The 24,732-nt window shown below is 70.8% G+C and carries 28 protein-coding genes and 3 pseudogenes; 16 read left to right on the top strand and 15 right to left on the bottom strand.

Features of this window, described 5'->3' with window-relative positions; genetic code table 11:
• Window positions 1-77: 77 nt before the first annotated feature.
• Window positions 78-530 carry a hypothetical protein gene (locus tag AB0N14_RS00965; RefSeq protein ID WP_366023619.1) on the top strand — a complete coding sequence of 151 codons (453 nt, stop codon included), beginning with the start codon at window positions 78-80 and terminating at the stop codon, window positions 528-530.
• A 283-nt stretch (window positions 531-813) separates the two neighbouring features.
• Here the strand turns inward: AB0N14_RS00965 and AB0N14_RS00960 are convergent, their stop codons facing one another.
• The 3 genes from AB0N14_RS00960 to AB0N14_RS00950 form a co-directional block, all read right to left on the bottom strand.
• Complete coding sequence (locus AB0N14_RS00960; RefSeq protein ID WP_366023618.1) at window positions 814-1,914, bottom strand: RNA polymerase sigma factor SigF; 1,101 nt, start codon at window positions 1,912-1,914, stop codon at window positions 814-816.
• Entirely contained in the window at window positions 1,911-2,324 is a 414-nt protein-coding gene (locus AB0N14_RS00955; protein ID WP_103839295.1) for an anti-sigma regulatory factor, read from the bottom strand. Before AB0N14_RS00955 ends, AB0N14_RS00960 begins: the two co-directional genes overlap by 4 nt.
• Window positions 2,325-2,598: 274 nt before the next feature.
• Entirely contained in the window at window positions 2,599-2,859 is a 261-nt protein-coding gene (locus AB0N14_RS00950) for a UBP-type zinc finger domain-containing protein (RefSeq protein WP_366023617.1), read from the bottom strand.
• A gap of 62 nt (window positions 2,860-2,921) precedes the next feature.
• Between AB0N14_RS00950 and AB0N14_RS00945 the strand changes: the two genes are divergently transcribed.
• Window positions 2,922-4,517 (top strand): Na+/H+ antiporter, encoded by a 1,596-nt coding sequence (locus tag AB0N14_RS00945; protein WP_366023616.1) that lies wholly within the window; start codon window positions 2,922-2,924, stop codon window positions 4,515-4,517.
• Here AB0N14_RS00945 and AB0N14_RS00940 read toward each other — a convergent pair.
• On the bottom strand, window positions 4,417-5,472 hold the full coding sequence (locus tag AB0N14_RS00940; protein WP_366023615.1) for a pyridoxal-phosphate dependent enzyme: 1,056 nt from the start codon (window positions 5,470-5,472) through the stop codon (window positions 4,417-4,419). The two genes, AB0N14_RS00945 and AB0N14_RS00940, sit on opposite strands and share 101 nt — an antisense overlap.
• A 170-nt stretch (window positions 5,473-5,642) precedes the next feature.
• Here AB0N14_RS00940 and AB0N14_RS00935 point away from each other — a divergent pair, with 170 nt between their 5' ends.
• The 4 genes and pseudogenes from AB0N14_RS00935 to AB0N14_RS00920 all read left to right on the top strand — a co-directional run bounded on the left by AB0N14_RS00935 (window position 5,643) and on the right by AB0N14_RS00920 (window position 9,435).
• Window positions 5,643-7,049, top strand: coding sequence for a family 2B encapsulin nanocompartment shell protein (locus tag AB0N14_RS00935; RefSeq protein WP_366023614.1), 1,407 nt, complete (start codon window positions 5,643-5,645; stop codon window positions 7,047-7,049).
• A 151-nt stretch (window positions 7,050-7,200) separates the two neighbouring features.
• Window positions 7,201-8,326, top strand: a pseudogene (locus AB0N14_RS00930) (family 2 encapsulin nanocompartment cargo protein polyprenyl transferase).
• A gap of 211 nt (window positions 8,327-8,537) precedes the next feature.
• The gene (locus tag AB0N14_RS00925; RefSeq protein WP_366023613.1) at window positions 8,538-9,158 is read left to right on the top strand and encodes a GNAT family N-acetyltransferase; all 621 of its coding nucleotides are present in this window, start codon (window positions 8,538-8,540) and stop codon (window positions 9,156-9,158) included.
• Between the two features lie 73 nt (window positions 9,159-9,231).
• Window positions 9,232-9,435 carry a hypothetical protein gene (locus tag AB0N14_RS00920; RefSeq protein ID WP_366023612.1) on the top strand — a complete coding sequence of 68 codons (204 nt, stop codon included), beginning with the start codon at window positions 9,232-9,234 and terminating at the stop codon, window positions 9,433-9,435.
• Here AB0N14_RS00920 and AB0N14_RS00915 read toward each other — a convergent pair.
• The 3 genes from AB0N14_RS00915 to AB0N14_RS00905 all read right to left on the bottom strand — a co-directional run bounded on the left by AB0N14_RS00915 (window position 9,432) and on the right by AB0N14_RS00905 (window position 11,135).
• Complete coding sequence (locus tag AB0N14_RS00915; RefSeq protein ID WP_366023611.1) at window positions 9,432-10,181, bottom strand: VOC family protein; 750 nt, start codon at window positions 10,179-10,181, stop codon at window positions 9,432-9,434. The genes AB0N14_RS00920 and AB0N14_RS00915 overlap by 4 nt on opposite strands.
• 88 nt (window positions 10,182-10,269) lie before the next feature.
• Window positions 10,270-10,686 (bottom strand): VOC family protein, encoded by a 417-nt coding sequence (locus AB0N14_RS00910; protein WP_366023610.1) that lies wholly within the window; start codon window positions 10,684-10,686, stop codon window positions 10,270-10,272.
• A gap of 17 nt (window positions 10,687-10,703) precedes the next feature.
• Window positions 10,704-11,135: a helix-turn-helix transcriptional regulator gene (locus AB0N14_RS00905; protein ID WP_366023609.1), complete on the bottom strand. Its 432-nt coding sequence runs from the start codon at window positions 11,133-11,135 to the stop codon at window positions 10,704-10,706.
• A gap of 106 nt (window positions 11,136-11,241) precedes the next feature.
• Between AB0N14_RS00905 and AB0N14_RS00900 the strand changes: the two are divergent.
• Both AB0N14_RS00900 and AB0N14_RS00895 read left to right on the top strand, forming a co-directional pair.
• Window positions 11,242-11,617 (top strand): annotated as a pseudogene (locus AB0N14_RS00900) (AfsR/SARP family transcriptional regulator); the annotation flags it as partial.
• A 325-nt stretch (window positions 11,618-11,942) separates the two neighbouring features.
• Window positions 11,943-12,101: pseudogene (locus AB0N14_RS00895) on the top strand (site-specific integrase); the annotation flags it as partial.
• A gap of 7 nt (window positions 12,102-12,108) precedes the next feature.
• On the opposite strand, the gene sodN reads toward AB0N14_RS00895, so the two are convergent.
• The gene (gene sodN, locus AB0N14_RS00890; RefSeq protein ID WP_366023608.1) at window positions 12,109-12,504 is read right to left on the bottom strand and encodes a superoxide dismutase, Ni; all 396 of its coding nucleotides are present in this window, start codon (window positions 12,502-12,504) and stop codon (window positions 12,109-12,111) included.
• Window positions 12,505-12,650: 146 nt separating this feature from the next.
• Here sodN and sodX point away from each other — a divergent pair, with 146 nt between their 5' ends.
• Window positions 12,651-13,085, top strand: coding sequence for a nickel-type superoxide dismutase maturation protease (sodX, locus tag AB0N14_RS00885; RefSeq protein ID WP_366024222.1), 435 nt, complete (start codon window positions 12,651-12,653; stop codon window positions 13,083-13,085).
• Here sodX and AB0N14_RS00880 read toward each other — a convergent pair.
• Window positions 12,989-13,618: a CGNR zinc finger domain-containing protein gene (locus tag AB0N14_RS00880; RefSeq protein WP_366023607.1), complete on the bottom strand. Its 630-nt coding sequence runs from the start codon at window positions 13,616-13,618 to the stop codon at window positions 12,989-12,991. The genes sodX and AB0N14_RS00880 overlap by 97 nt on opposite strands.
• A 101-nt stretch (window positions 13,619-13,719) precedes the next feature.
• Between AB0N14_RS00880 and AB0N14_RS00875 the strand changes: the two genes are divergently transcribed.
• Window positions 13,720-14,490: a class I SAM-dependent methyltransferase gene (locus tag AB0N14_RS00875; protein ID WP_366023606.1), complete on the top strand. Its 771-nt coding sequence runs from the start codon at window positions 13,720-13,722 to the stop codon at window positions 14,488-14,490.
• A 148-nt stretch (window positions 14,491-14,638) separates the two neighbouring features.
• Complete coding sequence (locus tag AB0N14_RS00870; protein ID WP_366023605.1) at window positions 14,639-15,088, top strand: hypothetical protein; 450 nt, start codon at window positions 14,639-14,641, stop codon at window positions 15,086-15,088.
• Between the two features lie 61 nt (window positions 15,089-15,149).
• Here AB0N14_RS00870 and AB0N14_RS00865 read toward each other — a convergent pair whose 3' ends face one another.
• Genes AB0N14_RS00865 through AB0N14_RS00855 form a run of 3 tightly spaced genes read right to left on the bottom strand, consistent with a single transcriptional unit; the run spans window position 15,150 to window position 17,889 of the window.
• The gene (locus AB0N14_RS00865) at window positions 15,150-15,902 is read right to left on the bottom strand and encodes an amino acid ABC transporter ATP-binding protein (protein WP_366024221.1); all 753 of its coding nucleotides are present in this window, start codon (window positions 15,900-15,902) and stop codon (window positions 15,150-15,152) included.
• A gap of 56 nt (window positions 15,903-15,958) precedes the next feature.
• Complete coding sequence (locus AB0N14_RS00860) at window positions 15,959-16,897, bottom strand: amino acid ABC transporter permease (protein ID WP_366023604.1); 939 nt, start codon at window positions 16,895-16,897, stop codon at window positions 15,959-15,961.
• Window positions 16,898-16,929: 32 nt separating this feature from the next.
• A complete protein-coding gene (locus AB0N14_RS00855; protein ID WP_366023603.1) occupies window positions 16,930-17,889 on the bottom strand; it encodes an ABC transporter substrate-binding protein in 960 nt (319 codons plus the stop codon).
• Window positions 17,890-18,427: 538 nt separating this feature from the next.
• Between AB0N14_RS00855 and AB0N14_RS00850 the strand changes: the two genes are divergently transcribed.
• The 4 genes from AB0N14_RS00850 to AB0N14_RS00835 all read left to right on the top strand — a co-directional run bounded on the left by AB0N14_RS00850 (window position 18,428) and on the right by AB0N14_RS00835 (window position 21,725).
• Window positions 18,428-19,651: an NADP-dependent malic enzyme gene (locus tag AB0N14_RS00850; protein WP_366023602.1), complete on the top strand. Its 1,224-nt coding sequence runs from the start codon at window positions 18,428-18,430 to the stop codon at window positions 19,649-19,651.
• 208 nt (window positions 19,652-19,859) lie between these two features.
• Entirely contained in the window at window positions 19,860-20,825 is a 966-nt protein-coding gene (locus AB0N14_RS00845; RefSeq protein ID WP_366023601.1) for a zinc-binding dehydrogenase, read from the top strand.
• Between the two features lie 124 nt (window positions 20,826-20,949).
• Window positions 20,950-21,159 (top strand): HTH domain-containing protein, encoded by a 210-nt coding sequence (locus AB0N14_RS00840; RefSeq protein WP_018571396.1) that lies wholly within the window; start codon window positions 20,950-20,952, stop codon window positions 21,157-21,159.
• Window positions 21,159-21,725, top strand: a complete 567-nt coding sequence (locus AB0N14_RS00835; protein ID WP_366023600.1) for a Clp protease N-terminal domain-containing protein — start codon at window positions 21,159-21,161, stop codon at window positions 21,723-21,725. Before AB0N14_RS00840 ends, AB0N14_RS00835 begins: the two co-directional genes overlap by 1 nt.
• 42 nt (window positions 21,726-21,767) lie before the next feature.
• Here the strand turns inward: AB0N14_RS00835 and AB0N14_RS00830 are convergent, their stop codons facing one another.
• The 3 genes from AB0N14_RS00830 to AB0N14_RS00820 all read right to left on the bottom strand — a co-directional run bounded on the left by AB0N14_RS00830 (window position 21,768) and on the right by AB0N14_RS00820 (window position 24,113).
• A complete protein-coding gene (locus tag AB0N14_RS00830) occupies window positions 21,768-22,808 on the bottom strand; it encodes a helix-turn-helix transcriptional regulator (RefSeq protein ID WP_366023599.1) in 1,041 nt (346 codons plus the stop codon).
• Window position 22,809: 1 nt separating this feature from the next.
• Window positions 22,810-23,745, bottom strand: coding sequence for a DUF4097 family beta strand repeat-containing protein (locus tag AB0N14_RS00825; RefSeq protein WP_366023598.1), 936 nt, complete (start codon window positions 23,743-23,745; stop codon window positions 22,810-22,812).
• 188 nt (window positions 23,746-23,933) lie between these two features.
• Window positions 23,934-24,113, bottom strand: a complete 180-nt coding sequence (locus AB0N14_RS00820) for a DUF6104 family protein (RefSeq protein WP_003992906.1) — start codon at window positions 24,111-24,113, stop codon at window positions 23,934-23,936.
• Window positions 24,114-24,235: 122 nt separating this feature from the next.
• Between AB0N14_RS00820 and AB0N14_RS00815 the strand changes: the two genes are divergently transcribed.
• Window positions 24,236-24,721 carry a hypothetical protein gene (locus AB0N14_RS00815; RefSeq protein ID WP_366023597.1) on the top strand — a complete coding sequence of 162 codons (486 nt, stop codon included), beginning with the start codon at window positions 24,236-24,238 and terminating at the stop codon, window positions 24,719-24,721.
• Window positions 24,722-24,732 lie beyond the last annotated feature (11 nt).

The following is a 24,732-nucleotide window of genomic DNA, read 5'->3' as shown; positions in this document are numbered from 1 at the left end:
GGGCCGGGAGTGGTCTTGGGTACTGCGGGGCCGAAGGCGTCGGCGGCGGTGAACGGGGCGAGGGCTACCCTTCAGGGGTGAGCGCTGAGCAGAACCCCACCCCTGAGACCCGCGAAGCCGGGCCCCGCCCCACGCGGCTGACCGCCGCGGCGGCGCTGGCCGGCTTGGAGGGGCTGGCTCTGGTCGCGGGCGGCGTCTGGACGCTCGTCCTCGGCCTCACGGGCTCGCCGGACGACCGTCAGCAGGCCGTCACCCTCGGCATCACCCTGATCGTGCTCGCGCTGCTTCCCCTGCTGGCCGCGCGGGGTCTGCTGCTGCGGCGCGGCTGGAGCCGGGGGCCCGCCGTCATCACCCAGATCATGGCGCTGCCGGTGGCGTACAACCTGCTTCGCGCCGACGGCGTCGCGATCCCGGTCGGCATCGTGCTCGCGATCGTCGCGGTGACGGCCCTGGTGCTCCTGGTGAACCCGGCGACGACGCAGGCCCTCGGAATCCGCGGGCCCGGCCGCGCGGAGGAGCCGAAGCGGTAGCCGGCGTCCGGCTCCACGGAGGAGCCGAAGCGGTGGCCGGTCTCGAAGGGGTGGCCGGCGTCCGGCCCCGCGGAGCAGCCGGAGGGTAGCCAACGTCCGGCCGGGCCGGCTTGGCGTCGCCGGGCACGGGACCGCGCCCGATGATTTCCCTGCCCGACTACAGCAGCGACCCCAGCGACATCGCGGCCGTCGCCGGCCTTCCGCGCCCCGAGCCGACGCGAGGGATGGGCACCGCCCGGCCGTCGCGGGGCGCCGCTGACCAGCAGCCCCGCGTGCCGTCGTCCTACTCCTCCACCAACAGCTTGTCCCGCAGCTGCGCCAGTGTCCGCGCCAGCAGACGCGAGACGTGCATCTGCGAGATGCCGACCTCCTGCGCGATCTGCGACTGCGTCATGTTGCCGAAGAAGCGCAGCAGCAGGATCCGCTTCTCCCGCGGCGGAAGATCCTCCAGCAGCGGCTTGAGCGACTCGCGGTACTCGACGCCCTCCAGCGCCTCGTCCTCCGCGCCGAGCGTGTCCGCGACCGCCGGGGACTCGTCGTCCGTGTCGGGGACGTCCAGGGACAGCGTCGAGTACGCGTTGGCGGACTCCAGGCCCTCCAGGACCTCCTCCTCCGAGATGGCCAGCTTCTCGGCCAGCTCGTGGACCGTCGGAGAGCGGCCGTGCTGCTGGGACAGCTCGGCCGTGGCCGTCGTCAGGGCCAGGCGCAGCTCCTGAAGGCGCCGCGGCACCCGCACCGCCCAGCCCTTGTCACGGAAGTGCCGCTTGATCTCGCCGACGACCGTCGGGGTCGCGTAGGTCGAGAACTCGACGCCCCGCTCCGGGTCGAAGCGGTCGACCGACTTGATCAGACCGATGGTGGCGACCTGGGTCAGATCGTCCAGCGGCTCGCCGCGGTTGCGGAAGCGGCGCGCGAGGTGCTCGACGAGCGGCAGGTGCATACGGACCAGCTGGTTGCGCAGCTCGGCGTACTCCGGGCTGCCTTCATTCAGCTTGCGCAGTTCGACGAACATCGCCCGCGCGCCGCTGCGGTCCTGTGGGTCGTGCTGTGCGCCGACCGGCACACCCTGCTCAGCGTTTCGCTCGTGCTCGCTCATCGTCCCGCCCGTCGTCCGCCGCCCTCCGGAGGACGTGCCCGTGGCTCCGCCTGCATCCCGTCGTGCGCCGCCCCGGACGGAGAGCGCCTCGTCCGCTCCGGCCGGACCCGTCTGCACGGGTGCCATGACCGCCGACGCCTGGCCCTCCGGGTGCGGACGGGCCTGCTCGGGGATGCCGTCCACGCCTTCCGCCATGCGCGGCGCCCCGCCCGGGCCGCCCACGCTCCCGGCGGAGAACTTCCGTGTGCCGCGCTCTTCGTCCCGCACCGGTCCGTCCCCGTTCGTCACGCCGGCCCGGGTCCCGCGCCGCGCTGTTTGTAGAGGCTGATGGACACGGTCTTGTCGTCGGAGACCGCGGAGGAGACCTTGCCGGCCAGGGCCGACAGGACTGTCCAGGCGAAAGTGTCCCGCGAGGGGGCATGGCCGTCCGTGGTCGGGGCCGCGACCGTGACCTCCAGCGAGTCGTCGATGAGCCGGAAGACACAGCTGAGCACCGAGCCGGGCACGGCCTGCTGCAGCAGGATCGCGCAGGCCTCGTCGACCGCGATGCGCAGGTCCTCGATCTCGTCGAGGGTGAAGTCCAAACGGGCCGCGAGACCGGCCGTGGCCGTGCGCAGCACCGACAGGTAGGCACCCGCAGCCGGCAGCCGGACTTCCACGAAGTCCTGGGTCGCGGGCTCGCCTGCGATCTGGGACACCCTCACCTCCAAGGTGGTACAAGCTGTTTCGGGGGCCGAGGGTCGCCCCCCGGGGTAACGCCCCTCGTGGTTCAGCGGTGACGCTATCGCGCTCTCAACGTACCTGTCCCCGGGACACCGACCCCTTGCTGTCACTGATAGTAAACCCATGTATACGCACAGTGGCTAGGGGTCTGGCGGAACCAATCGGGAAGTGCGCGCGCCGGATTGACGTACCCGGACGTCAGGCCGGCGAACCGTCCGGGTACAGGGTCACACGGGCGCCGGTCCGGGGTCACACGAGTACATGATCGACGAAGCACCAGCGCCAGTTCTCACCCGGTTCGAAAGTGCGCATCACCGGGTGGCCGCTGGCCTCGTGGTGCGCCGTGGCGTGCCGAAGAGGCGAGGAGTCGCAGCAGCCCACGTGTCCGCACTCCAGGCACAGACGCAGTTGCACCGGGTGCGTACCGGCGGCGAGGCACTCCAGGCAGGTCTCGCTCTGGGGCGTGGGCTCGGGGTCCGGCAGCGCGTCGCCGTGCGTGCACTGTTTCATGATGGCCAGATTACGACGGGTCCGCGGGAAGCGGCGCGGAAAAAGAGGGCGGGCGGAAGACGATGAACGTGGTGCCACTGCTGTTGCTGGTCGCCGGCAGCGCGGCCGTTGCCGGGGCGGCGCGCCGGACCCCGGTGCCGGCGCCGCTGCTGCTGGTCGCCGTGGGTCTCGCGGTCTCGTACCTGCCCGGGGTGCCCGAGTACACCCTCGTCCCCGAGATCGTCCTGCCGCTGGTGCTGCCCCCGTTGCTGTACACGGCGGCCACCGACAGCTCCTACCTGGACCTGAGGGCGCAGATGCGGCCGGTCGCCCTGCTGTCCGTCGGATACGTGCTCTTCGCGACGCTCGCCGTGGGCTGGGCGGCGTACCTGATCGTGCCGGGGCTGCCGCTGACGGCTGCGCTGGTCCTGGGTGCGGTGGTCGCGCCGCCGGACGCGGTCGCGGCGACGGCGGTCGCCCGGCGGGTGGGCCTGCCCTCGCGGATCACCACGATCCTGCAGGGGGAGTCGCTGGTGAACGACGCGACCGCGATCACCGCGTACAAGGTGGCGCTGGCCGCGGCGGTCGGCGAAGGCGCGACCTGGTCGGGCGGCGTGCGGGAGTTCCTGCTCGCGGCGGTCGGCGGGGTGGTGATCGGTCTGCTGCTGATGGTGCCGATCCACTGGCTGCGCACCCACCTGAAGGAGGCGCTGCTGCAGAACACGCTCTCCTTGTTGATCCCGTTCGTCGCCTACGGCGCCGCGGAAGGGGTGCACGCCTCCGGTGTTCTCGCCGTGGTCGTCGTCGCCCTCTACCTCGGCTACCACAACTATCAGGTCGATTTCGCGACCCGGCTCCAGGAGGAGGCGGTGTGGAAGATGGTCGCGTTCGTGCTGGAGTCGGCGGTGTTCGCGCTCATCGGACTGCAGCTGCCGGTCGTCCTCAGGGGGCTCGGTCCGTACGAGGGCACGCGCGCGGCCTGGTACGCGGTGGCCGTGTTCCTGGTGGTCGTCGTGTCCCGGTTCGCCTGGGTGTATCCGGCGACCTTCCTGCCGCGTGCGCTCTTCCGGCGCATCCGGGAGCGCGAGGAGAACCCGACGTGGAAGGGGCCGTTGATCATCGGCTGGGCGGGGATGAGGGGGGTCGTGTCACTCGCGATCGCCTTCTCGATCCCGCGGACCGTACACGGCGGCGTCCCGTTCCCCGACCGCAACCTGGTCCTCTTCCTGACCTTCACGACGGTGATCGGCACGCTGGTGGTGCAGGGACTGAGCCTGCCACCGATCATCCGGCTGCTGCGGCTGCCGGGGCGCGACCCCCAGACGGAGACGCTCGCGGAGGCGAACGCGCAGGCACAGGCGTCCCGGGCCGCCGAGCAGCGCCTCGAGGAACTCCTGGAGGACGAGCGCAACGCACTGCCGCCGCCACTGGCCGACCGGCTCCGCACCGTCCTGGAGCGCCGCCGCAACGCTGTCTGGGAGCGGCTGGGCTCGGTGAACCCGGTGACCGGCGAAACGGTCGACGACACCTACCGGCGGCTGTCCAGCGAAATGATCGGCGCCGAGCGGGAGGTCTTCGTCAAACTCCGCAACCACCGGTACATCGACGACGAGATGCTCCGCACCCTGCTGCGCCGCCTGGACCTGGAGGAGGCGGCGGCGTTCCGGGAGACGGCATGAGCCCCCGGCCGGGGCCAGGGCTCCCCCAGGGGAAGGGGCGACCCGTGATGACGGCCGCCACCGTCGTCCCTCTCGGGAACGCCCCCTCCCTGGTCAGCGTGACGAGTCCGTACAGCAGCTTGGCGACATAGAACCGTTCCACCGGCAGGCCGTGGCGGGAGGCGAAGTCGGTCGCGAACGCTTCGAGTTCGGGGGTGGTGCGGGCGTACCCGCCGAAGTGGAAGCGGTCGTCGAGGGACCAGGTGCCGCGGCGGGCGCCGAAGGCGCGGGTCTGCAGGGCGGTCACCTCGGCGGTCAGGAAGCCGCCCTTCAGGACGGGGATGCCGAGGGCCCGCTGGCCGGGGGCCAGGCCGGCCGAGAGGCCGGCCAGCGTGCCGCCGGTGCCGCAGGCCACGGCGACCACGTCCGCCCGGCCGCGCAGCTCCTTACCGAGCGCGCGGCAGCCGCGCACGGCGAGGGAGTTGCTGCCGCCCTCCGGAACCACGTACGCCTCCTCGGCGTCCGCCGCCCGCAGGATGCCGGTCAGCGTCTCCGGCTCCGCTTTGTGGCGATACATCGACCTGTCGATGAAGTGCAGTCGCATGCCGTCGGCCCTGCACCGGGCCAGCGAGGGGTTGAGAGGGCGGCCGGCAAGCTCCTCGCCGCGCACCACTCCGATCGTCTCCAGCCCCAGCAGCCGGCCCGCCGCGGCCGTGGCCCGCAGATGGTTGGAGTACGCGCCGCCGAAGGTGAGCAGGGGGCGGCCTGCCGCGGCCCTCAGGTTGGGGGCGAGCTTGCGCCACTTGTTGCCGACGAGGTCAGGGTGGATCAGATCGTCGCGCTTGAGCAGCAGCCGCACGCCGTACCGCGCGAACCGCTCGTCCACGATCTCCCGCAGCGGCGACGGCAGGCGGGGGCGCAGCGCGGTCGCCGGGTCGGGCGTGTCGCGATCGTCTCGCGCGTCAGGGCTGGTCACCCCGCCATTGTCGAACACCGGTGACCGGCCGAGGGTGCTCGGAAACGCGCGCTCAAGTGCCCAGAGCAGCCGTGATCCATTCCCGCTCTTTCGTGTAATGGTGCGACTACGTTGCGTGATGGAAGGCTTGTCCTCGCAGATCGGATGCATGACCGGGAGGGGCATTACCAATGTCGGTAGGCGAAGAGGTACGCGCCGAGGAGAACAGGCCGCAGCAGAGCCTCGGCACCGCGGCGGCGCGGAACCTGGCCACCACCACCAAGTCCGCACCCCAGATGCAGGAGATCAGCTCACGGTGGCTGCTGCGCACGCTGCCGTGGGTGAACGTGCAGGGTGGCACGTACCGGGTCAACCGCCGCCTGACCTACGCGGTGGGCGACGGCCGTGTGACCTTCGTGAAGACCGGTGACCAGGTGGCGGTCATCCCCGCGGAGCTGGGCGAGCTGCCCGCCCTGCGGGCGTACGACGACCTGGACGTGCTCGGCGAACTCGCCCAGCGCTGCCAGCAGCGCAGGTTCGCACCAGGAGACGTGCTCGCCGAGTTCGGCAGTCAGGCCGACGAGGTGTTCCTGCTCGCGCACGGCAAGGTGGAGAAGATCGGCACGGGCCCCTACGGGGACGACGCGGTGCTCGGTGTCCTCGCCGACGGTGCCTACTTCGGTGACCAGGCGCTGCTCGACCCGGATGCCATCTGGGAGTACACGGCCCGCGCGGTCACCACCTGCACGGTGCTCGCCCTGCCCCGGCGGGACGTCGACCAGATCGCGGAGCGGGCCCAGTCGCTGCGCGACCACCTCCACCGACAGCGCTCGATCCCCGCCCAGCGCACCAACAAGTACGGCGAGAAGGCGATCGACCTCGCCGCCGGCCACACCGGTGAGCCGGAGATCCCGCACACCTTCGTCGACTACGAGGCCTCGCCCCGCGAGTACGAGCTGAGCATCGCCCAGACCGTCCTGCGCATCCACACGCGCGTGGCCGACCTCTACAACCAGCCGATGAACCAGACCGAGCACCAGCTCCGGCTGACGGTCGAGGCCCTCAAGGAGCGCCAGGAGCACGAACTCATCAACAACCCCGACTTCGGGCTCCTCAGCAACTGCGAGTACGACCAGCGGCTGCAGCCGCACGACGGCGTGCCGAGTCCCGACGACATGGACGAGCTGCTCAGCAGGCGGCGCGGCACCAAGCTGTTCCTCGCCCATCCGCGTGCGATCTCCGCGTTCGGCCGCGAACTCAACAAGCGCGGACTCGTCCCGGAGACCATCGACATCGGAGGCAACCGCATCCCCACCTGGCGCGGGGTGCCGATCTACCCGTGCAACAAGATCCCGGTCACCGAGGCCCGTACGACCTCGATCATCGCCATGCGTACCGGGGAGGAGGACCAGGGCGTCATCGGACTCCGCCAGTCCGGTATCCCCGACGAGATCGAACCGAGCCTGTCGGTGCGGTTCATGGGCATCGACGAGCAGGCGATCATCAGCTATCTGGTGACGGCGTACTACTCGGCCGCCGTCCTGGTCCCGGACGCGCTGGGGGTCCTGGAGAACGTCGAGATCGGCCGCTGGAGGTGATGCTCTTCCTCGGCTCCTGCCTACAAGGCGCGTTCGATCTCGGCCCGGAAGCCGCATTCGGTGTTCCGCCCGTCACCGTGGGTAGATCCTCCGAGTATGCGCCCAGCGGCAGCGGAAGCGTCACCGTCCGCAGACTCAACGAGGCGGTTCCATGAGTGAGTTCATGACGGAGCCGAAGCGGGGCCCGGCCCTCGCGCGGCGCGGCCCGGCCGGTATCCCGAGGCGGCGTGACCCGATCCCCGGCCGGCCGGCACCGCCCGACGGACACGAGGCCGCGGCGATCCTGGAGCGTGCCCGCGCCACGGTCGACCCGGAGCTGCGCCGGGCCGTCGACTCACTGCCCGGCTCGATGCGCCGGATCGCGCGCTACCACTTCGGCTGGGAGCACGCGGACGGCACCCCGGCGACCGGCAACGCGGGCAAGGCGATACGACCCACGCTCGTGCTGACCGCCGTCCGGGCACTGGGCGGGCAGGAGTCGGCCGCCGTAGGGGCCGCCGCCGCGGTGGAACTCGTCCACAACTTCACGCTGCTGCACGACGATGTGATGGACCGGGACACCACCCGCAGGCACCGCCCCACCGCGTGGACCGTGTTCGGTGACGCCGACGCGATCCTCGCGGGAGACGCCCTGCAAGGCGCTGGCCCTGCGGCTGCTCGCCGAGGACCCGCACCCGGCGTCGGGCGCGGCCGCCGCCCGGCTCGCGGCCTGCGTCGTCGAGCTGTGCGCCGGGCAGCACGCGGACACGGCCATGGAGCGGCGCGGCCCCCACGAGGTCACCCTCGCGGAGGTGCTCGCCATGGCCGAGGCGAAGACGGGCGCCCTGCTCGGCTGTGCCTGCGCGCTCGGCGCGCTGTACGCGGGAGCGGACGCGGCGGACGTGGAGGCGCTGGACGCGTTCGGCCGTGAGGCGGGGCTCGCCTTCCAGCTCATCGACGACGTGATCGGCATCTGGGGCGATCCCAGCCGCACCGGCAAGCCGGCCGGCGCGGACCTCATGGCCCGCAAGAAGTCGCTGCCCGTGGTCGCCGCGCTCGCCTCCGGTACACCGGCGGCGGCCGACCTCGCGGAGCTGTACGAGGGGCCGTATCAGGAAGGGGAGTTGGAACGCACCGTGCTCGCCGTCGAGCGGGCGGGCGGTCGTGACTGGGCGCAGTCGCAGGCGGCCGACCGGATGGGCCGGGCGATGCAGGAGCTGTCCCGCGCGGTTCCCGACCCGGACGCGGCGGGTGATCTGCTGGCGCTGGCCGAGTTCGTCACCCGGCGCAGCACCTGACCGGCACCACCGCTGGACCCCGGAGACCCGGGCCCGCGCGGCTCCTGACCCCGCGCGGTCCCGGAGACTCCGGCCCGGGGCGGCCCTCCGCACCTCCCCACGATGTGCGGGGGCCCGCCCCTTCCCACCCGCGTCGCCCCGGCCGACCGAGTTCCGGCTAGGCTACAACTTCCGTACATACAAGGGGGAGTTGACGTGAAGGGGTGGGTTGATGGGCGTGGCCATTCGGGCGGCTGACCGAGGCGACCAGGAGCTGGTCGTCCGGCTGTTGGACGAGGCGTTCCAGAACGACCCGGTCAGCAGCTGGGTCTTCCCCGGCGAGGAGTACCGCCGCAGGACGCACCACCGGCTGATGGCCGCGTTCACCGACGTCGTGCTCGCCGAGGGACGCATCGACGTGACCGAGGACGGCACGGCGTGCGCGCTGTGGCTGTCCATACCCGCGGGCGACCACTCGGCGCAGGGAGGCACGGACGGGGCGGAGGCCGAGGAGGGGGACGACGGGGTGCGGCTGCGCGAGGCCGTCGACCCGGAGAACGAGCGCGTGGAACGGATCGCCCGGCTGATGGCCGAGGCGCACCCCGCGGACCGCGCTCACGAGTACCTGTGGATGATCGGCGTGGCCCCCGGACACCAGGGCCAGGGCCTGGGCACCGCGCTCATCCAGCACGTCCTCGACCGCTGCGACAGCGAGGGCCGGCCCGCCTATCTGGAGGCGAGCAGCGCCCGCAGCACCCGGCTGTACGAACGCCTCGGTTTCGCCTTCACCGGACGCACCCTGGACCTCCCGGACGGCCCGCGGATGTGGCCGATGTGGCGCGAGCCGCGCTGAAAAGCCGCTGAACCTGGCGACGCGGTCGACGGCGGGCGGGCGCACGCCCCCCGACCCGGCCTAGGCTGGAGGCATGGGCAGCCAGGACCCCGTCTGCCCGGCCTGCGGGCAGCCCGTCGCCACCGTCGTCGTACGGCGCCACAAGACGCTGGGCGCCGTCGTCCCCGTATGGCGCCCCGGCCCCTGCCGGAATCCGCAGTGCCCGGCGTATGCGTCCCGACAACCCGAGGAGACGCAGCCGAAACCGCACGGCGAACGCACCAGGAGAGACCGCTAGTCCGGCAGGCCGCCCGTCCAGGGGTCGCGGCCCGTCAGGCAGTAGGTGCCGCCCGCCGGGTCGGTCATCACGGTCCAGTGGGTACCGTCGGCGACGTGTGTGGCGCCGAGGCGCTCGTGCCAGGCCCGGGTCGCCTGGATGTCCGTGCACGCGAGGTCCAGGTGGGCCGAGGCGGGGCGGTCGGTGCCGAGGCGTTGCAGCAGGATACGGACGGGTAGGCCCGCGGGCGGCCTGACCACGTGGAACTCCGGGAGCGAGCCGGGGGAGGACTCCCAGCCGGTGAGCTCGGTCCAGAAGGCCACCTCGGCGTCGAACACGGCCGGGGCGAGGTCGAGGCACACCTGGTCGAGGCGCGTCGCCGCGCCCCCGGGGCCCTCGACGGCCGGCGGTCGCGCCGACTCGCCGTGCCAGGGCACCGCGCAGAACAGCACGCCCCCGGGGGAGCGGAGGACCGCCCAGCCGGGATGGTCGGAGACCAGGTGCGCGCCCAGCCGTCGCGCTGCCGCGACGAGCGCGGGCACGTGGCCGACGGCGAGATCGAGATGGGCGCCGCCGCCCGCTCGTACCGCCTGGGCCTTCACACAGGCGTCGCCCGCATCCGGCACCAGCGTGACGAACTCACCGTCGTCGCCCCGCGGTTCGGACGACTTGGTGCCGGTGACGGCGGTCCAGAAGTCGCAGGCCCGGCCGAACTCCTCGGCGGGCCGGTCGACGAAGACGTACGTCCAGCGGATCGGTTCGCTCATGAGGGGCATGCGGTCTCCCTGGCAGACGGTTCACGGGTTCGTACCGTCTCCCCGCGCCGTCCGGTCGCGCAAACGAGTTTCCCGTGGGTCAGGCGGCGCGGCGCTCGTTGAAGCGCAGCAGGTTGCCCGCCGGGTCGCGGAAGGCGCAGTCCCGCACGCCGTACGGCTGGTCCATGGGCTCCTGGAGGACCTCCGCGCCGGACGCCTGGACGCGGGCGAAGAGGGCGTCGCAGTCATCGGTGGAGAAGATGACACCGCGCAGAAGACCCTTGGCGAGCAGTTCCGCCATCACACGGCGGTCGGCGGGGGAGGCGTCCGGGTTCGCCGCCGGGGGCTCCAGGACGATCTCCACGTCCGGCTGGAGCGGGGAGCCGACCGTCACCCAGCGCATGCCCTCGAAACCGACGTCGTTGCGCACCTCCAGGCCGAGGACGTCCCGGTAGAAGGCGAGCGCCTTGTCATGGTCGTCGACGGCGATGAAGCACTGGGAGAGTTTCACGTCCATGAGGCCAGGCTAGAGCGCTATAGCTGCTCGCGGGGATCTGTCCGCGTGTCGCCCGGCCGCCCCCGGCGGGGGCGCGTCAGTCCCTTCGCCACGCACGGCGGTATCGCCGCCCCCTGCTCGTGCGACCGCGCCCGGTAGGCGCTCGGGGGCTCGCCGACCAGTTCCGTGAACCGTGAACTGAAGGATCCCAGCGAGGTGCAGCCCACGGCGATGCAGACCTCCGTCACGGTCAGGTCGCCGCATCGCAGCAGCGCCTTGGCCCGCTCGATACGGCGGGTCATGAGGTAGCTGTACGGCGTCTCCCCGTAGGCCTCGCGGAAGCTGCGCTGGAAGTGCCCCGGCGACATCAGCGCGGTGCGCGCCAGCGCCGGTATGTCCAGCGGTTCGGCGTACTCACGGTCCATGCGGTCGCGCGCCCGCCGCAGCCGGACCAGGTCCTCCACATCCACGCCGTCAGCATCGCACGGGCCACTGACAGCGGACCCTGGCAGGAGCGGCCCCCGTGCTCCGGCAAAGGGAGCCGCAAGATCCACGAGGCGCCTCTGACCTGCTCGGGTGACGACCGAGCTGACCTTCCTCGCGGGTGTCCTGTCGCGACCGGGAGATCAGCGGGCCCCGGCTGCGCGGACTGCTCGCGCTGCTCGCCGACGAGCAGCGCGCCGGGTGCAGCACCGCCCGGCTGGTGGACGGACTGTGTCCCGACGAACAGCCCGAGAACCCCACCAAGGCCCTCCAGGTCCTGGTCTCCCGGGCCCGCTCCCAGCTCGGCCACGACACCACCGCCGCCACCGGCTACCGGCTCACCCTGGACGCCGAGGCCGTCGACACCTCCGCCGTCCTGTTCGCCGCCACCCGGACCGCCCGCGCCGCACGGGACGGCGACCACATCGCCGCCCTCGCCCACGCGGAGGCCGGGCTCGCCCACTGGGACGCACCGCCCGGGCGCCCACGCCCCCGGCGACCCGGTCTCGGCGCTGCGGGCGGCGCGCGCGCCCGAACGGCACCGCACCCTGCTCGCCGTCGTCGACTGGAGCTGGCACCTGCTCGATCCGGCCGGGCAGCGCGCCCTGCGCGCCCTGTCCGTCTTCCCGGACGGCTTCACCGCGGACGCCGCCGAGCAACTCCTCAGTGAGAGCGACGAGTTGGAGTACCTGGTCGGCCAGTCGCTGCTCAAGGTCGCGGACACGCCGTGCGGGGCGCCTCTTGACACACCTCGCCCCTCAGCCACCGCCGCTGGAAGACGGACCGGAACCGCCCACGCGTGCGCCGTCATCACGCTGCGGATCTACGCCCATCTGTGGCCGGGCGAAGAAGACCGCACCCGGACCGTCATGGACGCCGTGCTCGGCGGCCTGCGGACCGGGTGCGGACAGGGAGACACTGAAACCCACATAATCGCAGGTCAGAGGGCATGATCAAAGATCAGGCCTTCTTGGTCTCCCAGAAGATCTTGTCGATCTGGGCGATGTAGTCCAGCGCCTTCTGGCCCGTCGCCGGGTCCGTCGAGCCCTTGGCGGCCGAGAGGGCCTTCAGGGTGTCGTTGACCAGTTGGTGCAGCTCGGGGTACTTCTCGAAGTGCGGGGCCTTGAAGTAGTCGCTCCACAGCACCGACACGTGGTGCTTGGCGAGCTCGGCACGCTGCTCCTTGATGGTGGTGGCGCGCGTCTGGAAGTGCGGGTCGTCGTTGGCGGCCATCTTCTCCTGGATGGCCTTCACCGACTCCGCCTCGATGCGGGCCTGGGCCGGGTCGTAGACACCACAGGGGAGGTCGCAGTGGGCGCTGACCTTGACCTTCGGGGCAAACAGGCGGGAGAGCATGAAGCTGTCCTTCCTCGTGATCGTCGTCTCAGGTGGGACATTACTCCGTAGGGGACCGGTTTTGGCGAGTGCCCCCAGAGGCTTACGCCAAAAGTCCAGGGTGAGACTGGGACTGGTGGAGGATCGGACCGGGGAGGTGCCGGATGATGCCGGAGCTGTCACAGGAGACCGAGCGCACGAGGGCGTTGCTGCCGCTGGGGGTGGCGGAGGTCACAGGGCCGTCCATGGTGCCCACGCTCCAGCACGGGGACCGGCTGCTCCTGCAGTACGGGGCCCGGGTGCGGCCCGGTGACGTCATCGTGCTGCGCCACCCCTTCCAGCAGGACCTGCTGGTCGTCAAGCGTGCCGTGGAGCTGCGCGAGGGCGGCTGGTGGGTGCTCGGCGACAATCCGTACGCGGGTGGGGACAGCACCGACTACGGCACCGTCCCCGAGGAACTGGTCCTCGGGAAGGTGTGGTTCCGTTACCGCCCGCTCAGGGACGGTCAGCGCTCGGCCTTCGCGCTGCTGCGCTGGGCGTTCTCCGCCGCCCGGCCCGTGCTCTCCGACCGGTCCGCCTCCAGGCGCTTGCGGGCCCGGTAGGCGGCCACGTTCGCGCGCGTCGCACAGCGGTCCGAGCAGTAGCGCCGGGAGCGGTTCGTCGAGGTGTCGAGGTAGGCGTTGCGGCAGGGGGCCGCCTCGCACAGGCCCAGGCGGTCCACGCCGTACTCGGTGAGGTGGAAGGCGAGCCCCATCGCGGCGATGGCCGCGTAGCCCGCGGTCGCGTTCGACGGGTGGTCCGCGAGGTGCATGTGCCACAGGGGGCGGCCGTCGTCGTCCCGGTGGTCGTGCCCGGAGATCTGCGGGCTCACCGGGAATTCGAGGAGCAGGGAGTTCAGCAGGTCCACGGCGAGCGTCTCGTCGCCCCGGTCCGCCGCCTCGAAGACCGAGCGCAGTCGGGCCCGGACCGAGCGGAAGCGGGTCACATCGGCGTCGGTGGCACGGCGGGCCGCCGAATGGTTGCCCCCGAAGAGGTCGCGGACGGCCTCCACCGAGGTCAGCGAGTCCTTGCCCCGGGCCGGTTCCTCGCTGTTCACGAGACGTACGGCGTAGTCGGAGTAATAGACCAGTTCCACTTGTAGTCCTTACGAAGGCGCTCTATCGTCGTGCGTGCGATGCGTAACAGATGACCCTGCGTCCAGGGTATTACGCGGTTCTGTGAAGAAGGGGGCTTCCCATGGACACGACGACCGGATGCACGACGGGCACCGACTGGCAGGCATGGCAGGAGAGCTGGGACCGTCAGCAGGAGTGGTACATGCCCGACCGCGAGGAACGCTTCCGGATCATGCTCGACATGGTCGAGGCGTTCGTGGGCACCGAACCCCGCGTGCTCGACCTCGCGTGCGGCACCGGCAGCATCACCGCCCGGCTCCTCGCCCGCTTCCCGAAGGTCACCAGCACCGGTGTCGACCTCGACCCGGCCCTGCTCACCATCGCGCGCGGCACGTTCGAGGGCGACGACCGCGTCACGTTCGTCGAGGCCGACCTCAAGGACCCCGACTGGCCGGCGCGCCTGCCGTACGACGCGTACGACGCCGTCCTCACCGCCACGGCTCTCCACTGGCTGCGCGACGAGCCCCTCGAGGCCCTCTGCGGTCGGATCGCGGAACTCGTCCGTCACGGCGGCGTCTTCATGAACGCCGACCACATGATCGACGACACCACGCCCCGGATCAACGCGGCCGAAAGCGCCCAGCGGCACGCCCGCATGGATCAGGGCATGCGCGACGGCGCCCTCGACTGGGCCGAGTGGTGGGCGTTGGCCGCCAAGGACCCCGTCCTCGCCGCCCCCACCGCCCGCCGCTTCGAGATCTACGGCGTCCACGCCGACGGCGACATGCCCTCCGCGGCGTGGCACGCGCGCGTACTCCGCGAGAAAGGCTTCGCCGAGGCCCGCCCGGTGTGGTGCTCCCCGTCGGACACGCTGCTGCTGGCACTCAAGTAGGCGGGCACGCGTGGCCTCGGTGGAGTCGTCCTCCCTCCGGAGAACCCGCGTTCACTTTCTCACGTGCGCAGATGACTGAGAGACCTGAATGATCTTCACCCGAAGGGCGGTCCCCGCACCGCCTCCAAAAACGGGTGGAAGGTTTGTCGTGCAACTCAAGAAGACGACCAGTCTGGCCGCGGCCACGTGCGCGATCGTCGCGTTCGCCGGGCTGACCACGGCCCCGTCGGCGTACGCCGAGTCCGGTAACGGGGGGTGCTACTCCTATTCGAACGTGGACACCTACCTCAACGACGACACCGTGGTCATCTGGAAGTCGTGCATCAGCAAGAAGTCCCAGGGCGTGGGGCAGCCGAGCGCGATCGTCTCCATGGGCAAGAACCACGCGAATTGCACGATCCTGATCAGGGTCCTGACCACGGGCGAGAAGGTCGTGTCCCAGAAGTCCTACCCCTGCCCGAAGGGGAAGGTGGTCAACAAGCGCTACCTGGGCAATGACTTCAAGGGCAAGGGACAGTTCACGACCTTCGTGCAGATGAAGGGCCTGAACACGGAGGGCAACCTGTCGCCGCGCAGCCCTTGGCTGAACCTGCACTGATCGGGAACGGTCGATGCCGCCCCCCTTCCCGGGTGGGCGGCATCGACCGAAGGCAAATCCCTCAGAGGACCTTCGACAGGAATGCCTGCGTCCGCTCGTGCTGCGGGTTCGTCAGCACCTCCCGGGGGTCGCCGGACTCGACCACCACGCCGTCGTCCATGAAGACGAGCGAGTCGCCCACCTCGCGGGCGAAGCCCATCTCGTGGGTGACGACGACCATCGTCATACCGGACTCGGCGAGGTCCCGCATGACGTCCAGGACGTCGCCGACCAGCTCCGGGTCGAGGGCCGAGGTCGGCTCGTCGAACAGCATCAGCTTGGGGTCCATCGCGAGCGCGCGGGCGATCGCCACGCGCTGCTGCTGGCCGCCGGAGAGCTGCGAGGGGTAATGCCCGGCCCGGTCGGCCAGCCCGACCCGGTCCAGGAGCTGCATGGCGCGCTCCCTGGCCTCCGCCTTGTTCACGCCCTTGACCTGCACCGGCGCCTCGATGACGTTTTCCAAGGCGGTCATGTGCGGGAACAGGTTGAAGCGCTGGAAGACCATGCCGATGTCCCGGCGCTTCATCGCCACCTCGCGGTCGCGCAGCTCGTACAGCTTGTCGCCCTGCTGCCGGTAGCCGACCAGCTCGCCGTCCACGTACAGCCGCCCGGCGTTGATCTTCTCCAGGTGGTTGATGCACCGCAGGAAGGTCGACTTGCCGGAACCGGAGGGACCGATGAGGCAGAACACCTCGCCGGCCTTCACCTCGAGGTCGATGCCCCTGAGGACCTCCACCTGACCGAACGACTTGTGGACACCCTCGGCCTTGACCATCGGCACGGACGGCTTCCCGTGGGCGGGGACGGCGTCGGCCCTGGTGAGCTTCTCGGTCATGCCATGCCCCCCTTCGGGCGGCCTATGGACAGCATGTTGGCCTTCACCTTCTGCCACGGCGTAGGCGGCAGCTGGCGGCTGGAGCCGCGGGCGTAGTACCGCTCGATGTAGTACTGTCCGACGCTCAGGACCGAGGTCATGATCAGGTACCAGGCGGCAGCGAGGAAGTACATCTCCACCGGGGCGCCGGACGTCTGGCCGATGTCCTGGGCATAGCGGAAGAGCTCGGGGAACTGGACGGCCGCTACGAGCGAGGTCGTCTTCAGCATGTTGATCACTTCGTTGCCCGTCGGCGGCACGATCACACGCATCGCCTGCGGGATGATGATCCGGCGCAGCGTCTTGCCGTGGCTCATGCCCAGCGCGTGCGCCGCCTCGGTCTGCCCCTCGTCGACGGCGAGCAGGCCTGCCCGGCAGATCTCCGCCATGTACGCCGCTTCGTTCAGACCGAGGCCGAGCAGCGCCGTCAGCAGCGGCGTCATGAAGTTCGACCAGTAGTCCTTGTAGAACGGCATGAGGTTGATGTACTCGAAGACCAGGCCCAGGTTGAACCAGAGGAACAGCTGGACCAGGACCGGGGTGCCGCGGAAGAACCAGATGTAGAACCAGGCGACGGACGAGGTCACCGGGTTCTTCGACAGGCGCATCACCGCGAGGATGATGCCGCCCACGATGCCGATCAGCATGGACAGGACGGTCAGCAAGAGGGTCTTGCCCACGCCCGTCATGATGCGGTGGTCGAAGAAGTAGTCCGGTACCGCGTGCCAGTTGATCCTGCCCTGGCCGAACGCATAGATGATCGCCACGAGGAGCGCGATCGCGATGAGGGCGGAGAGGTAGCGCCCGTAGTGCCGGACCGGGATGGCCTTGATGGCCTCCGCTCCGGCCGGGGGGGTGTCCTGGGGGTCCGCCGTCTTGTCGATGTCAACAGTCACGGATGATGCCTTTCAGTGCCGCTGCGGCGCGGTCACTTTCCGCCGTTGATGGCGGACTCCTTCACGGCACCGTCCTGGGCGCCCCACTTCTCGAGGATCTTCTCGTACTCGCCGCTCTTGATGACCGCGTTCATCGCGGCCTGCAGTGCGTCGCGCAGCTGCGTGTTCTCCTTGGAGACCGCTATGCCGTACGGAGCCGCTTCGACCTGGTCGCCGACGATCTGGAAGTCCTTGCCGCCACCCGAGGTCTTCACCGCGTACGCCGCCACCGGGAAGTCGGAGGACGCCGCGTCCGCGCCGCCCGAGCGCAGCCTCGTCTGGGCCTGCTGGTCGTCGTCGAAGGCCTCGATGGTGATCTTCTTGCCGCTCGGACACTTCTTGGTCTCGCTCTTGGCGAGGTCTTCCGAGACGGTGCCGCGCTCGACCGCCAATTTCTTGCCACACAGGTCCGACCACGTCGAGATGCCACCGGTGTCGCCCTTGCGGGTGTAGATGGAGACACCCGCGGTCAGGTAGTCGACGAAGTCGACGCCTTCGCCGACCTTCTTGCCGGTGCCCGGGTCGACACCGTCCTGGCGGCTCTTGTTGTCGGTCATCGCGGACATGGCGATGTCGTAGCGCTTCGAGCGGATGCCCGTGAGCAGGGCGTCGAACGTGCCGTTCTGGAACTCGAACTTCACACCGAGCTGCTTGCCCATCGCGTCCGCGAGATCCGGGTCCAGACCGACCGTCTTGCCGGAGCTGTCCTTGAACTCCACCGGCGCGTACGCGATGTCGGAGCCGACCTTGATGACGCCGGCCTGGCGGATCTGGGCGGGGAGCTTGCCGGCCAGCGGAGCCGAGGCCGAGGCGCTGCTCGAGCCGCTGCCGTTCTGGCTCTTCGTCTGGTCGCCGCAGCCGGTCAGCACCAGGGTGCCCGCGACCGCGAGGGCGCCGACCGCGGCTATTCGGGAGCGCGTGGCGGTCGTACGACGGGTGGAGCGTGCGGTCATGGTGGTTCCTCCGGCGGAATGGGGTTTGTGCCGACGGGTCGACGAGTACACACACCTTCGGGTGTCGCGACCTCGTGTGATTGAGGCATCTTGCCAGTCGCACCGCGGCATTCAGGTGACCCGCTATGTCAAAATCGGATAACGGGTGACCCCCGAACCGCCTCGGACGGCCGATTTCGGCCGCACCTTGTGCGGGAGTCCTTCCTTCCGGCCGGAAGATCTTCGGTGCATCTCACCATGCGGTCGGTCTCACGCCCCACGCGTGATCGTGTGAGGGCGTGCAGCGGACTTGTCCAGATTTTCGGCCATGAGTCATCTCACCGGCGTGTGACCTTCGCGTTATGGACTCGTCCCGGACACCATCCGTCCGGTAAGAAGGTGCGTTACACCCCTCATCCGGGGCTCAGGGCGCGTGTGCGGCGCGCCCGTCGCGTATGTGCCCTTACGCACCAGTCACCTGGGTCGTACGCGGTGCCCGCCCACCCCTCAACCAGGAGTGGTCACCCTCAAACCATGCAGATCTAAGGGGTACGAGACAGTGGCAGCGGAGATCGTCAACTCGCGCAGCGACAGCAACGCGGATCAGGACGGCGGGGCCGAGCCCCACGATTCCTTCGATCCGGCGTTCGCGCTGCACCGCGGCGGCAAGATGGCCGTGCAGGCCACCGTGCCGGTCCGTGACAAGGACGACCTGTCCCTTGCGTACACGCCCGGCGTCGCCCGGGTGTGCACGGCCATCGCGGAGCAGCCGGAGCTGGTCCACGACTACACATGGAAGTCGTCGGTCGTCGCCGTGGTGACCGACGGCACGGCGGTGCTGGGGCTCGGTGACATCGGCCCCGAGGCCTCCCTCCCGGTGATGGAGGGCAAGGCGATCCTGTTCAAGCAGTTCGGCGGCGTGGACGCGGTGCCGATCGCCCTGGACTGCACGGACGTGGACGAGATCATCGACACCGTGGCCCGGCTCGCGCCCTCCTTCGGAGGCGTCAACCTGGAGGACATCTCGGCGCCGCGGTGCTTCGAGATCGAGCGCCGGCTCCAGGAGCGGCTGGACATCCCGGTCTTCCACGACGACCAGCACGGTACGGCCGTGGTGACGCTGGCCGCCCTGCGGAACGCGGCGCGGCTGACCGGGAAGGGGCTCGGCGATCTGCGGGCCGTCATCTCCGGCGCCGGCGCGGCGGGCTTCGCCATCGCGAAGATGCTCATCGAGGCGGGGATCGGCGACGTCGCGGTCGCCGACCGCAAGGGAGTCGTCTCGCGGGAGCGCGAGGATCTGACGCCGGTCAAGCGGGAGCTCGCCGAGTTCACCAACAAGGCGGGGCTTTCGGGGTCGCTCGAGCACGCCCTGGAGGGCGCCGACGTCTTCATCGGAGTCTCCGGCGGCACCGTGTCGGAGGAGGCGGTGGCGTCGATGGCGGAGGGTGCCTTCGTCTTCGCGATGGCCAACCCGAACCCGGAGGTGCATCCGGACGTCGCACACAAGTACGCGTCCGTGGTGGCGACGGGCCGCTCCGACTTCCCGAACCAGATCAACAACGTGCTGGCGTTCCCCGGCATCTTCGCCGGAGCCCTCCAGGTGCGGGCGTCCCGCATCACGGAGGGGATGAAGATCGCGGCGGCGGAGGCGCTGGCGGGGGTCGTCGGGGACGATCTGGCTGCCGACTATGTGATTCCCTCGCCGTTCGACGAGCGGGTCGCCCCCGCGGTGACGGCGGCGGTGGCCGCGGCAGCTCGGGCGGAGGGCGTGGCTCGGCGGTAACGGTGCGCTGGGCGGGCGGGGTCTTCTCCCCGCCCGCCCGCGTGGTGTGAAGCGCGACTTCCTGCTCGGTGTCCGCAAGGCGCCCGGCGGTGGTGGGGGCCGGGCGCCGGCTGGGCTTTCCGGCGGCGGCAGGGAAGCGGGGAGCAGGGACACGCGTCACAGCCCGTCTCGGTTCCCTCCGCCAGGCGCGGAGCCTAATCTCAAGGTCATGTTCGCTGCCTACGCCGCCCGTATCGACCGCGACAACCCCCTCTCCGGCCTTGAGCTGGGAGAGCGCCCGGCCCCCGAGCGGAGGCCCGGCTGGACGACCGTGACCGTCAAGGCCGCCTCCCTCAACCATCACGACCTCTGGTCCCTCAGGGGCGTCGGGCTCTCCGAGGACAAGCTCCCCATGATCCTCGGCTGCGACGCGGCCGGCGTCGACGAGGACGGCAACGAGGTCGTTCTCCACTCCGTCATCGGACAGACCGGCCACGGCGTCGGCCCCGACGAGCCCCGCTCCATCCTCACCGAGCGCTACCAGGGCACGTTCGCCGAACAGGTCTCCGTCCCCACCTGGAACCTCCTTCCCAAGCCCAGGGAGCTCTCCTTCGAGGAGGCCGCCTGCCTCCCCACCGCCTGGCTGACGGCCTACCGCATGCTGTTCACCAACGCCGGCGTCCGCCCCGGTGACTCCGTCCTCGTCCAGGGCGCAGGGGGCGGTGTCGCGACCGCCGCGATCGTGCTCGGCAAGGCGGCCGGCCTCAGGGTCTTCGCCACCAGCCGGGACGAGGCCAAGCGCAAGCGGGCCGTGGAACTGGGCGCCGTGGAGGCCCTGGAGTCCGGGGCCCGGCTGCCACAGCGTGTGGACGCCGTCATCGAGACCGTCGGTGCCGCCACCTGGTCCCACTCGGTCAAGTCCCTGCGTCCCGGAGGCACCCTCGTCATCTCGGGCGCGACCAGCGGCGACCGGCCCTCCCACGCCGAACTCACCCGCATCTTCTTCCTCGAACTGAAGGTCGTCGGCTCCACCATGGGCTCCAAGGACGAGCTGGAGGACCTGCTCTCCTTCTGCGCCGCCACCGGCGTACGCCCCGTCATCGACGAGGTCCTCCCCCTCGACCGGGCCCGCGAGGGCTTCGAACGTCTGGAAGCCGGAGACCAGTTCGGGAAGATCGTACTGACGGCCAACTGACCGCGTTTTCCTCCACGTGCCCATGGCGGGCTCGGGATTCGTCCCGAGCTCGCCATGGGCGTTTCCGCGACCGATGCGTCAACCACGGTTGACAAGCCTCGCCATGTCAACCTATGTTGACACCATGACCGAAGCAACGGATCTCGCCGAACGCGCAGGCGACCGCGATCCGCGAGTCGGGCTGCGAGCCGTCGCCGCGCTGCGCAGGCTGCTGGAGCAGCTGGAGGCGGTGCAGGTGCGCAGCGCGCGCAACCAGGGCTGGTCGTGGCAGGAGATCGCCGCGGAACTCGGAGTCAGCAGGCAGGCCGTGCACAAGAAGTACGGGAGGCAGTGATGTTCGAGCGGTTCACCCAGGACGCCCGCGCGGTGGTCACCGGCGCCGTCGCGCATTGCGAACGCGCCGGTGACCACCGCGTCGACGAAGCCCACCTGCTGCTCGCCCTCCTCGAGAGGGAGCGCGGCCGCGCCGCGTTCGCCCTGTCGGAGCTCGGGTTGACCGGCCGGCGGGACGCGGTGGAACGGGACCTCGCCGAGGCCCGCCGTCGCGGCGGGCTCACCCGCGCCGACGCGGACGCTCTGGCCGGGCTCGGCATCGACCTCACCGAGATCGTCTCCCGGGTCGAGGAGGCCCACGGACAGGGCGCGCTGGCCGGGACTCACGCAGGGGCCGTACGGCGGTCCGGGCGCCGCCCCTTCACCCGCGGCGCCAAGGACGTACTCACCCGGTCCCTGCGCGCCGCCCTCGCGCACGGCGACCGGCACATCGGTGACGAGCACCTGGTCCTCGCCCTGACCGCCCGCCCCGGCGTCCCCTCCGAGGTCCTCGCCGACCATGGAGCGACCTATGCGGCCGTGGAGGACCTGCTGTGGGGCGGCAGCGGCAGGGCGAAGGCGGGGTGAGCCTGCCGCCGGGTGACGCTCGGCCGGTCGTGAGGTGGAGCGCTACCCCTTCCGTGACCGCAGCGTCGCCCCGATATGCGCCGCGGCCGTCGACAGGTGCCGACGGGCGTCGCGCAACTGCTCCTCCGTCACCCCGTGGTCCCGGGCCGCGTCGCGAATGTCGTCACGGAAGCGGTCCAGGAGCCGGTCGAGGGCGCGGGCCGGGTCGCCCGGGAAGTCCTCGTGCGCCCAGGACGGCTCGTACGCACCCGGGAAGTCCTCCGGGGTCGTCGCGTACTCGGCCTGCTCCGCCGTCTTGGACGCGCCCGCGGCCCCCGGGCGCCCGAAGCCGAAGTCCTTTCCGAAGTCCTTGCCGAACTCGCCGAACTCCTTGGCCAGTTCCGCCAGGCCCTCCCGGACGCCCGTCGGCCAGTCGCCCCGCGCGAAGTGGTCCTGGACCTGCTCCTGCACCCGTCGCGCCATGCGCTGCAGCTCCTCCTGCGCCTGGGCGCGCGCCCGCTCCTGCGCCTCCCGGGCCTGGCGGCGTGCCCGCTGGGCCTCCTCACGGGCCCGCCGGCTCTCGTCCTTGGCGCGCCGGGCCTGCTCCTTCCACTCCTGCTTGACGCGGCGCATCTCCTCCCGGGCTGCGCGCCACGCCTCCTTCTCTGCCTGGTCGCCGTACGCCCCGTAGGCACCCTCGTGCTCCTTGGTGCCCCGGCGCGCCTCGGAGACCGCGGCCCGCATCTCGCGGCGCAGGTCACCCGCCGCCCCTCGCACGTCCGCCTGGATCTCGGCGGCCAGCTCGGCGACCGACTCGCGGATCTCCAGCTCCAGGTCGGCCAGTTCACCGCTGCGGTCGGCCAGTTCGGCACGGCCCGCGTCCGTGATCGCGTACACCTTGCGGCCGCCCTCGGTGGTGTGCGTGACCAGGCCCTCGGCCTCCAGCTTGGCCAGCCGGGGGTAGACGGTGCCGGCGGACGGTGCGTACAGCCCCTGGAAGCGCTCCTCCAGCAGCCGGATCACCTCGTATCCGTGGCGTGGTGCCTCGTCGAGGAGCTTCAGCAGGTACAGCCGCAGGCGTCCATGGGCGAAGACGGGAGGCATGTCAGAGCCCCTTCCGCTCGGTGGGGCCGCCGGTCGGGCCGTGGGGGGAACGGTCGGCCGGGACGGCGGTGTCGTCGCTGCCGGCGCCGGGGGACGCGTCGGCGGGCGGTGTGTCCCATGCCTCGTCCTCGGCGGGTGGGCGGCGCAGCAGGGCGATGGAGCCGGAGACGGTGGTCGCCTTCAGTCGGCCGTTGCCCCCGCCCAAGCGGCCCGTGATCTTCTTCGCGCCCCACTGCCCCGTGACGCGCAGGTCGTCGAAGGCGTTGGACACCGTGCCGCTCGCGGTGTTCGCCTCGACCTCGGCGTCCGCCGGGTGGGGGAGACGGATGGCGATCTCGCCCGAGACGTTCGTCAGGCGGGCGTCGGTGGGACCGCTCGTGGTATCGAGGTCGAGGATGATCGAGCCGCTGACGGAGTCGGCTTTCACGGACGGGCACGCGCCCTCGATGACGGTCAGGTCGCCCGAGACGGAGTTGAGCCGCAACTCGCCGGTGACGCCCTGGGCCTCCACGTTTCCCGACACGGTGGTGGCGCGGACCGGGCCGGAGAGGCCGACCAGGGTCGTCGCTCCCGTGACGCCCTTGACGTCGGCACCGCCGTCGATCCCGGAGACCAGGGCGTCGGCCCCGACCACGCCCACCTCCACGCGGGTGGACGCCGGGACGGCGAGGGAGACCACCGCCCTGCGACGCCAGCCCTTGGGGTCGAGCCACTTGAGGAAGCCCTTCCAGGGCAGGTCGTCGTAGGCCACGGTGAGGGTGCCGTCCTTCTGGCTCACCGTCAGGGCGGGGCCCTCGACCTGCGAGACCTCCAGCCGTGCGGAACCCTCGTCGGTGCCCACCACGTTCACCGTTCCGTTGACGATGCGCACATGGAGCGCCGTCACCGGGTCGTCGAAGCTGAGCTTCCTGGGCTCTGCGACGGACCACTCGGTCATGGTGCTGACCTCCTCGGCCGGTGTGGGTGCGCGCGGCAAGCGGGCGGACCCGGCTCGACACGCCATATCGCGTATTCCGTCATTCACGATATATCGCGCCTACGGGAAGTCAAGAGACCCGTTCCGGTGATCAGGTACGCAAAAGGTGGGGCGCCCCGCAGACGGGGCGCCCCACCGGATGGTGATGGCTATTCGTCGTCCTCGTCGTCCAGCCGTGCCAGCCAGGTCGCCAGCCGCTCCACCGGCACTTCGAAGTCCGGGTTGAGATCGACGAACGTGCGGAGCTGCTCGGCGAGCCACTCGAAGGTGACCTCCTCCTCGCCGCGCCGCTTCTCCAGTTCCTCGATGCCACGGTCGGTGAAGTACACGGGTGCTCTCCTGAAGGCGCTGGGCCGGACGTACACCTCCAGGTTAAGCCGCGTGGGAGGGCACCGAATCACTTCATGTACCGCTCCGATTTCCGCACCTCACGCGTGCGTGGAGGGGCACAATGGGGGCTCGGCGGCCGGGCGGGCTGACAGACGCCGACGACGGCCAGGAGGCCCCTGTTCCGGTCCATTTCGTTCTGCCCAGCACGTCGTTGTGGGTTCTGCCCGTCGAGCGCTGGTGGGCGCCTGACGGCGACTCGGCCCTGGGGCGACGGTGCCCCGTCTTCGTACGCAGTCGTGACGGCGGCGGCCGCAGTCGGCTGCGGGAGCGGCAGACCCGTTGGGCCGACCTGGTACGGGGGCCGCTGGAAGGCAGGCGGACAGGGCTGGACTCCGCGACGTCGAGGGCCGTACCGGTCGCCTGTGTCCACGCTCCGCTGACGCTGGAGGAGGGAGTGGCTCTCGGCTATCCGCTGATGCTCTGGAGCCGCAGCACGCGTCACGAGGACTGCGCCGCGTTCCACCAGTGGGTCGACGAACTGCTCCGGGAGTCCGTGACCGTGCACGAACTCCTTGCCCGGCTGCGGCCGCTGGAGGCTGCGGAGTGAGCCTTCGGACA

This window comes from Streptomyces sp. NPDC051104 (genome assembly GCF_040682835.1).
In the GTDB taxonomy this organism is placed as follows: Bacteria; Actinomycetota; Actinomycetes; order Streptomycetales; family Streptomycetaceae; genus Streptomyces; species Streptomyces cynarae.
Note: the sequence above shows the minus strand (reverse complement) of the source record. Positions and strands in the feature narration are given on the sequence as shown.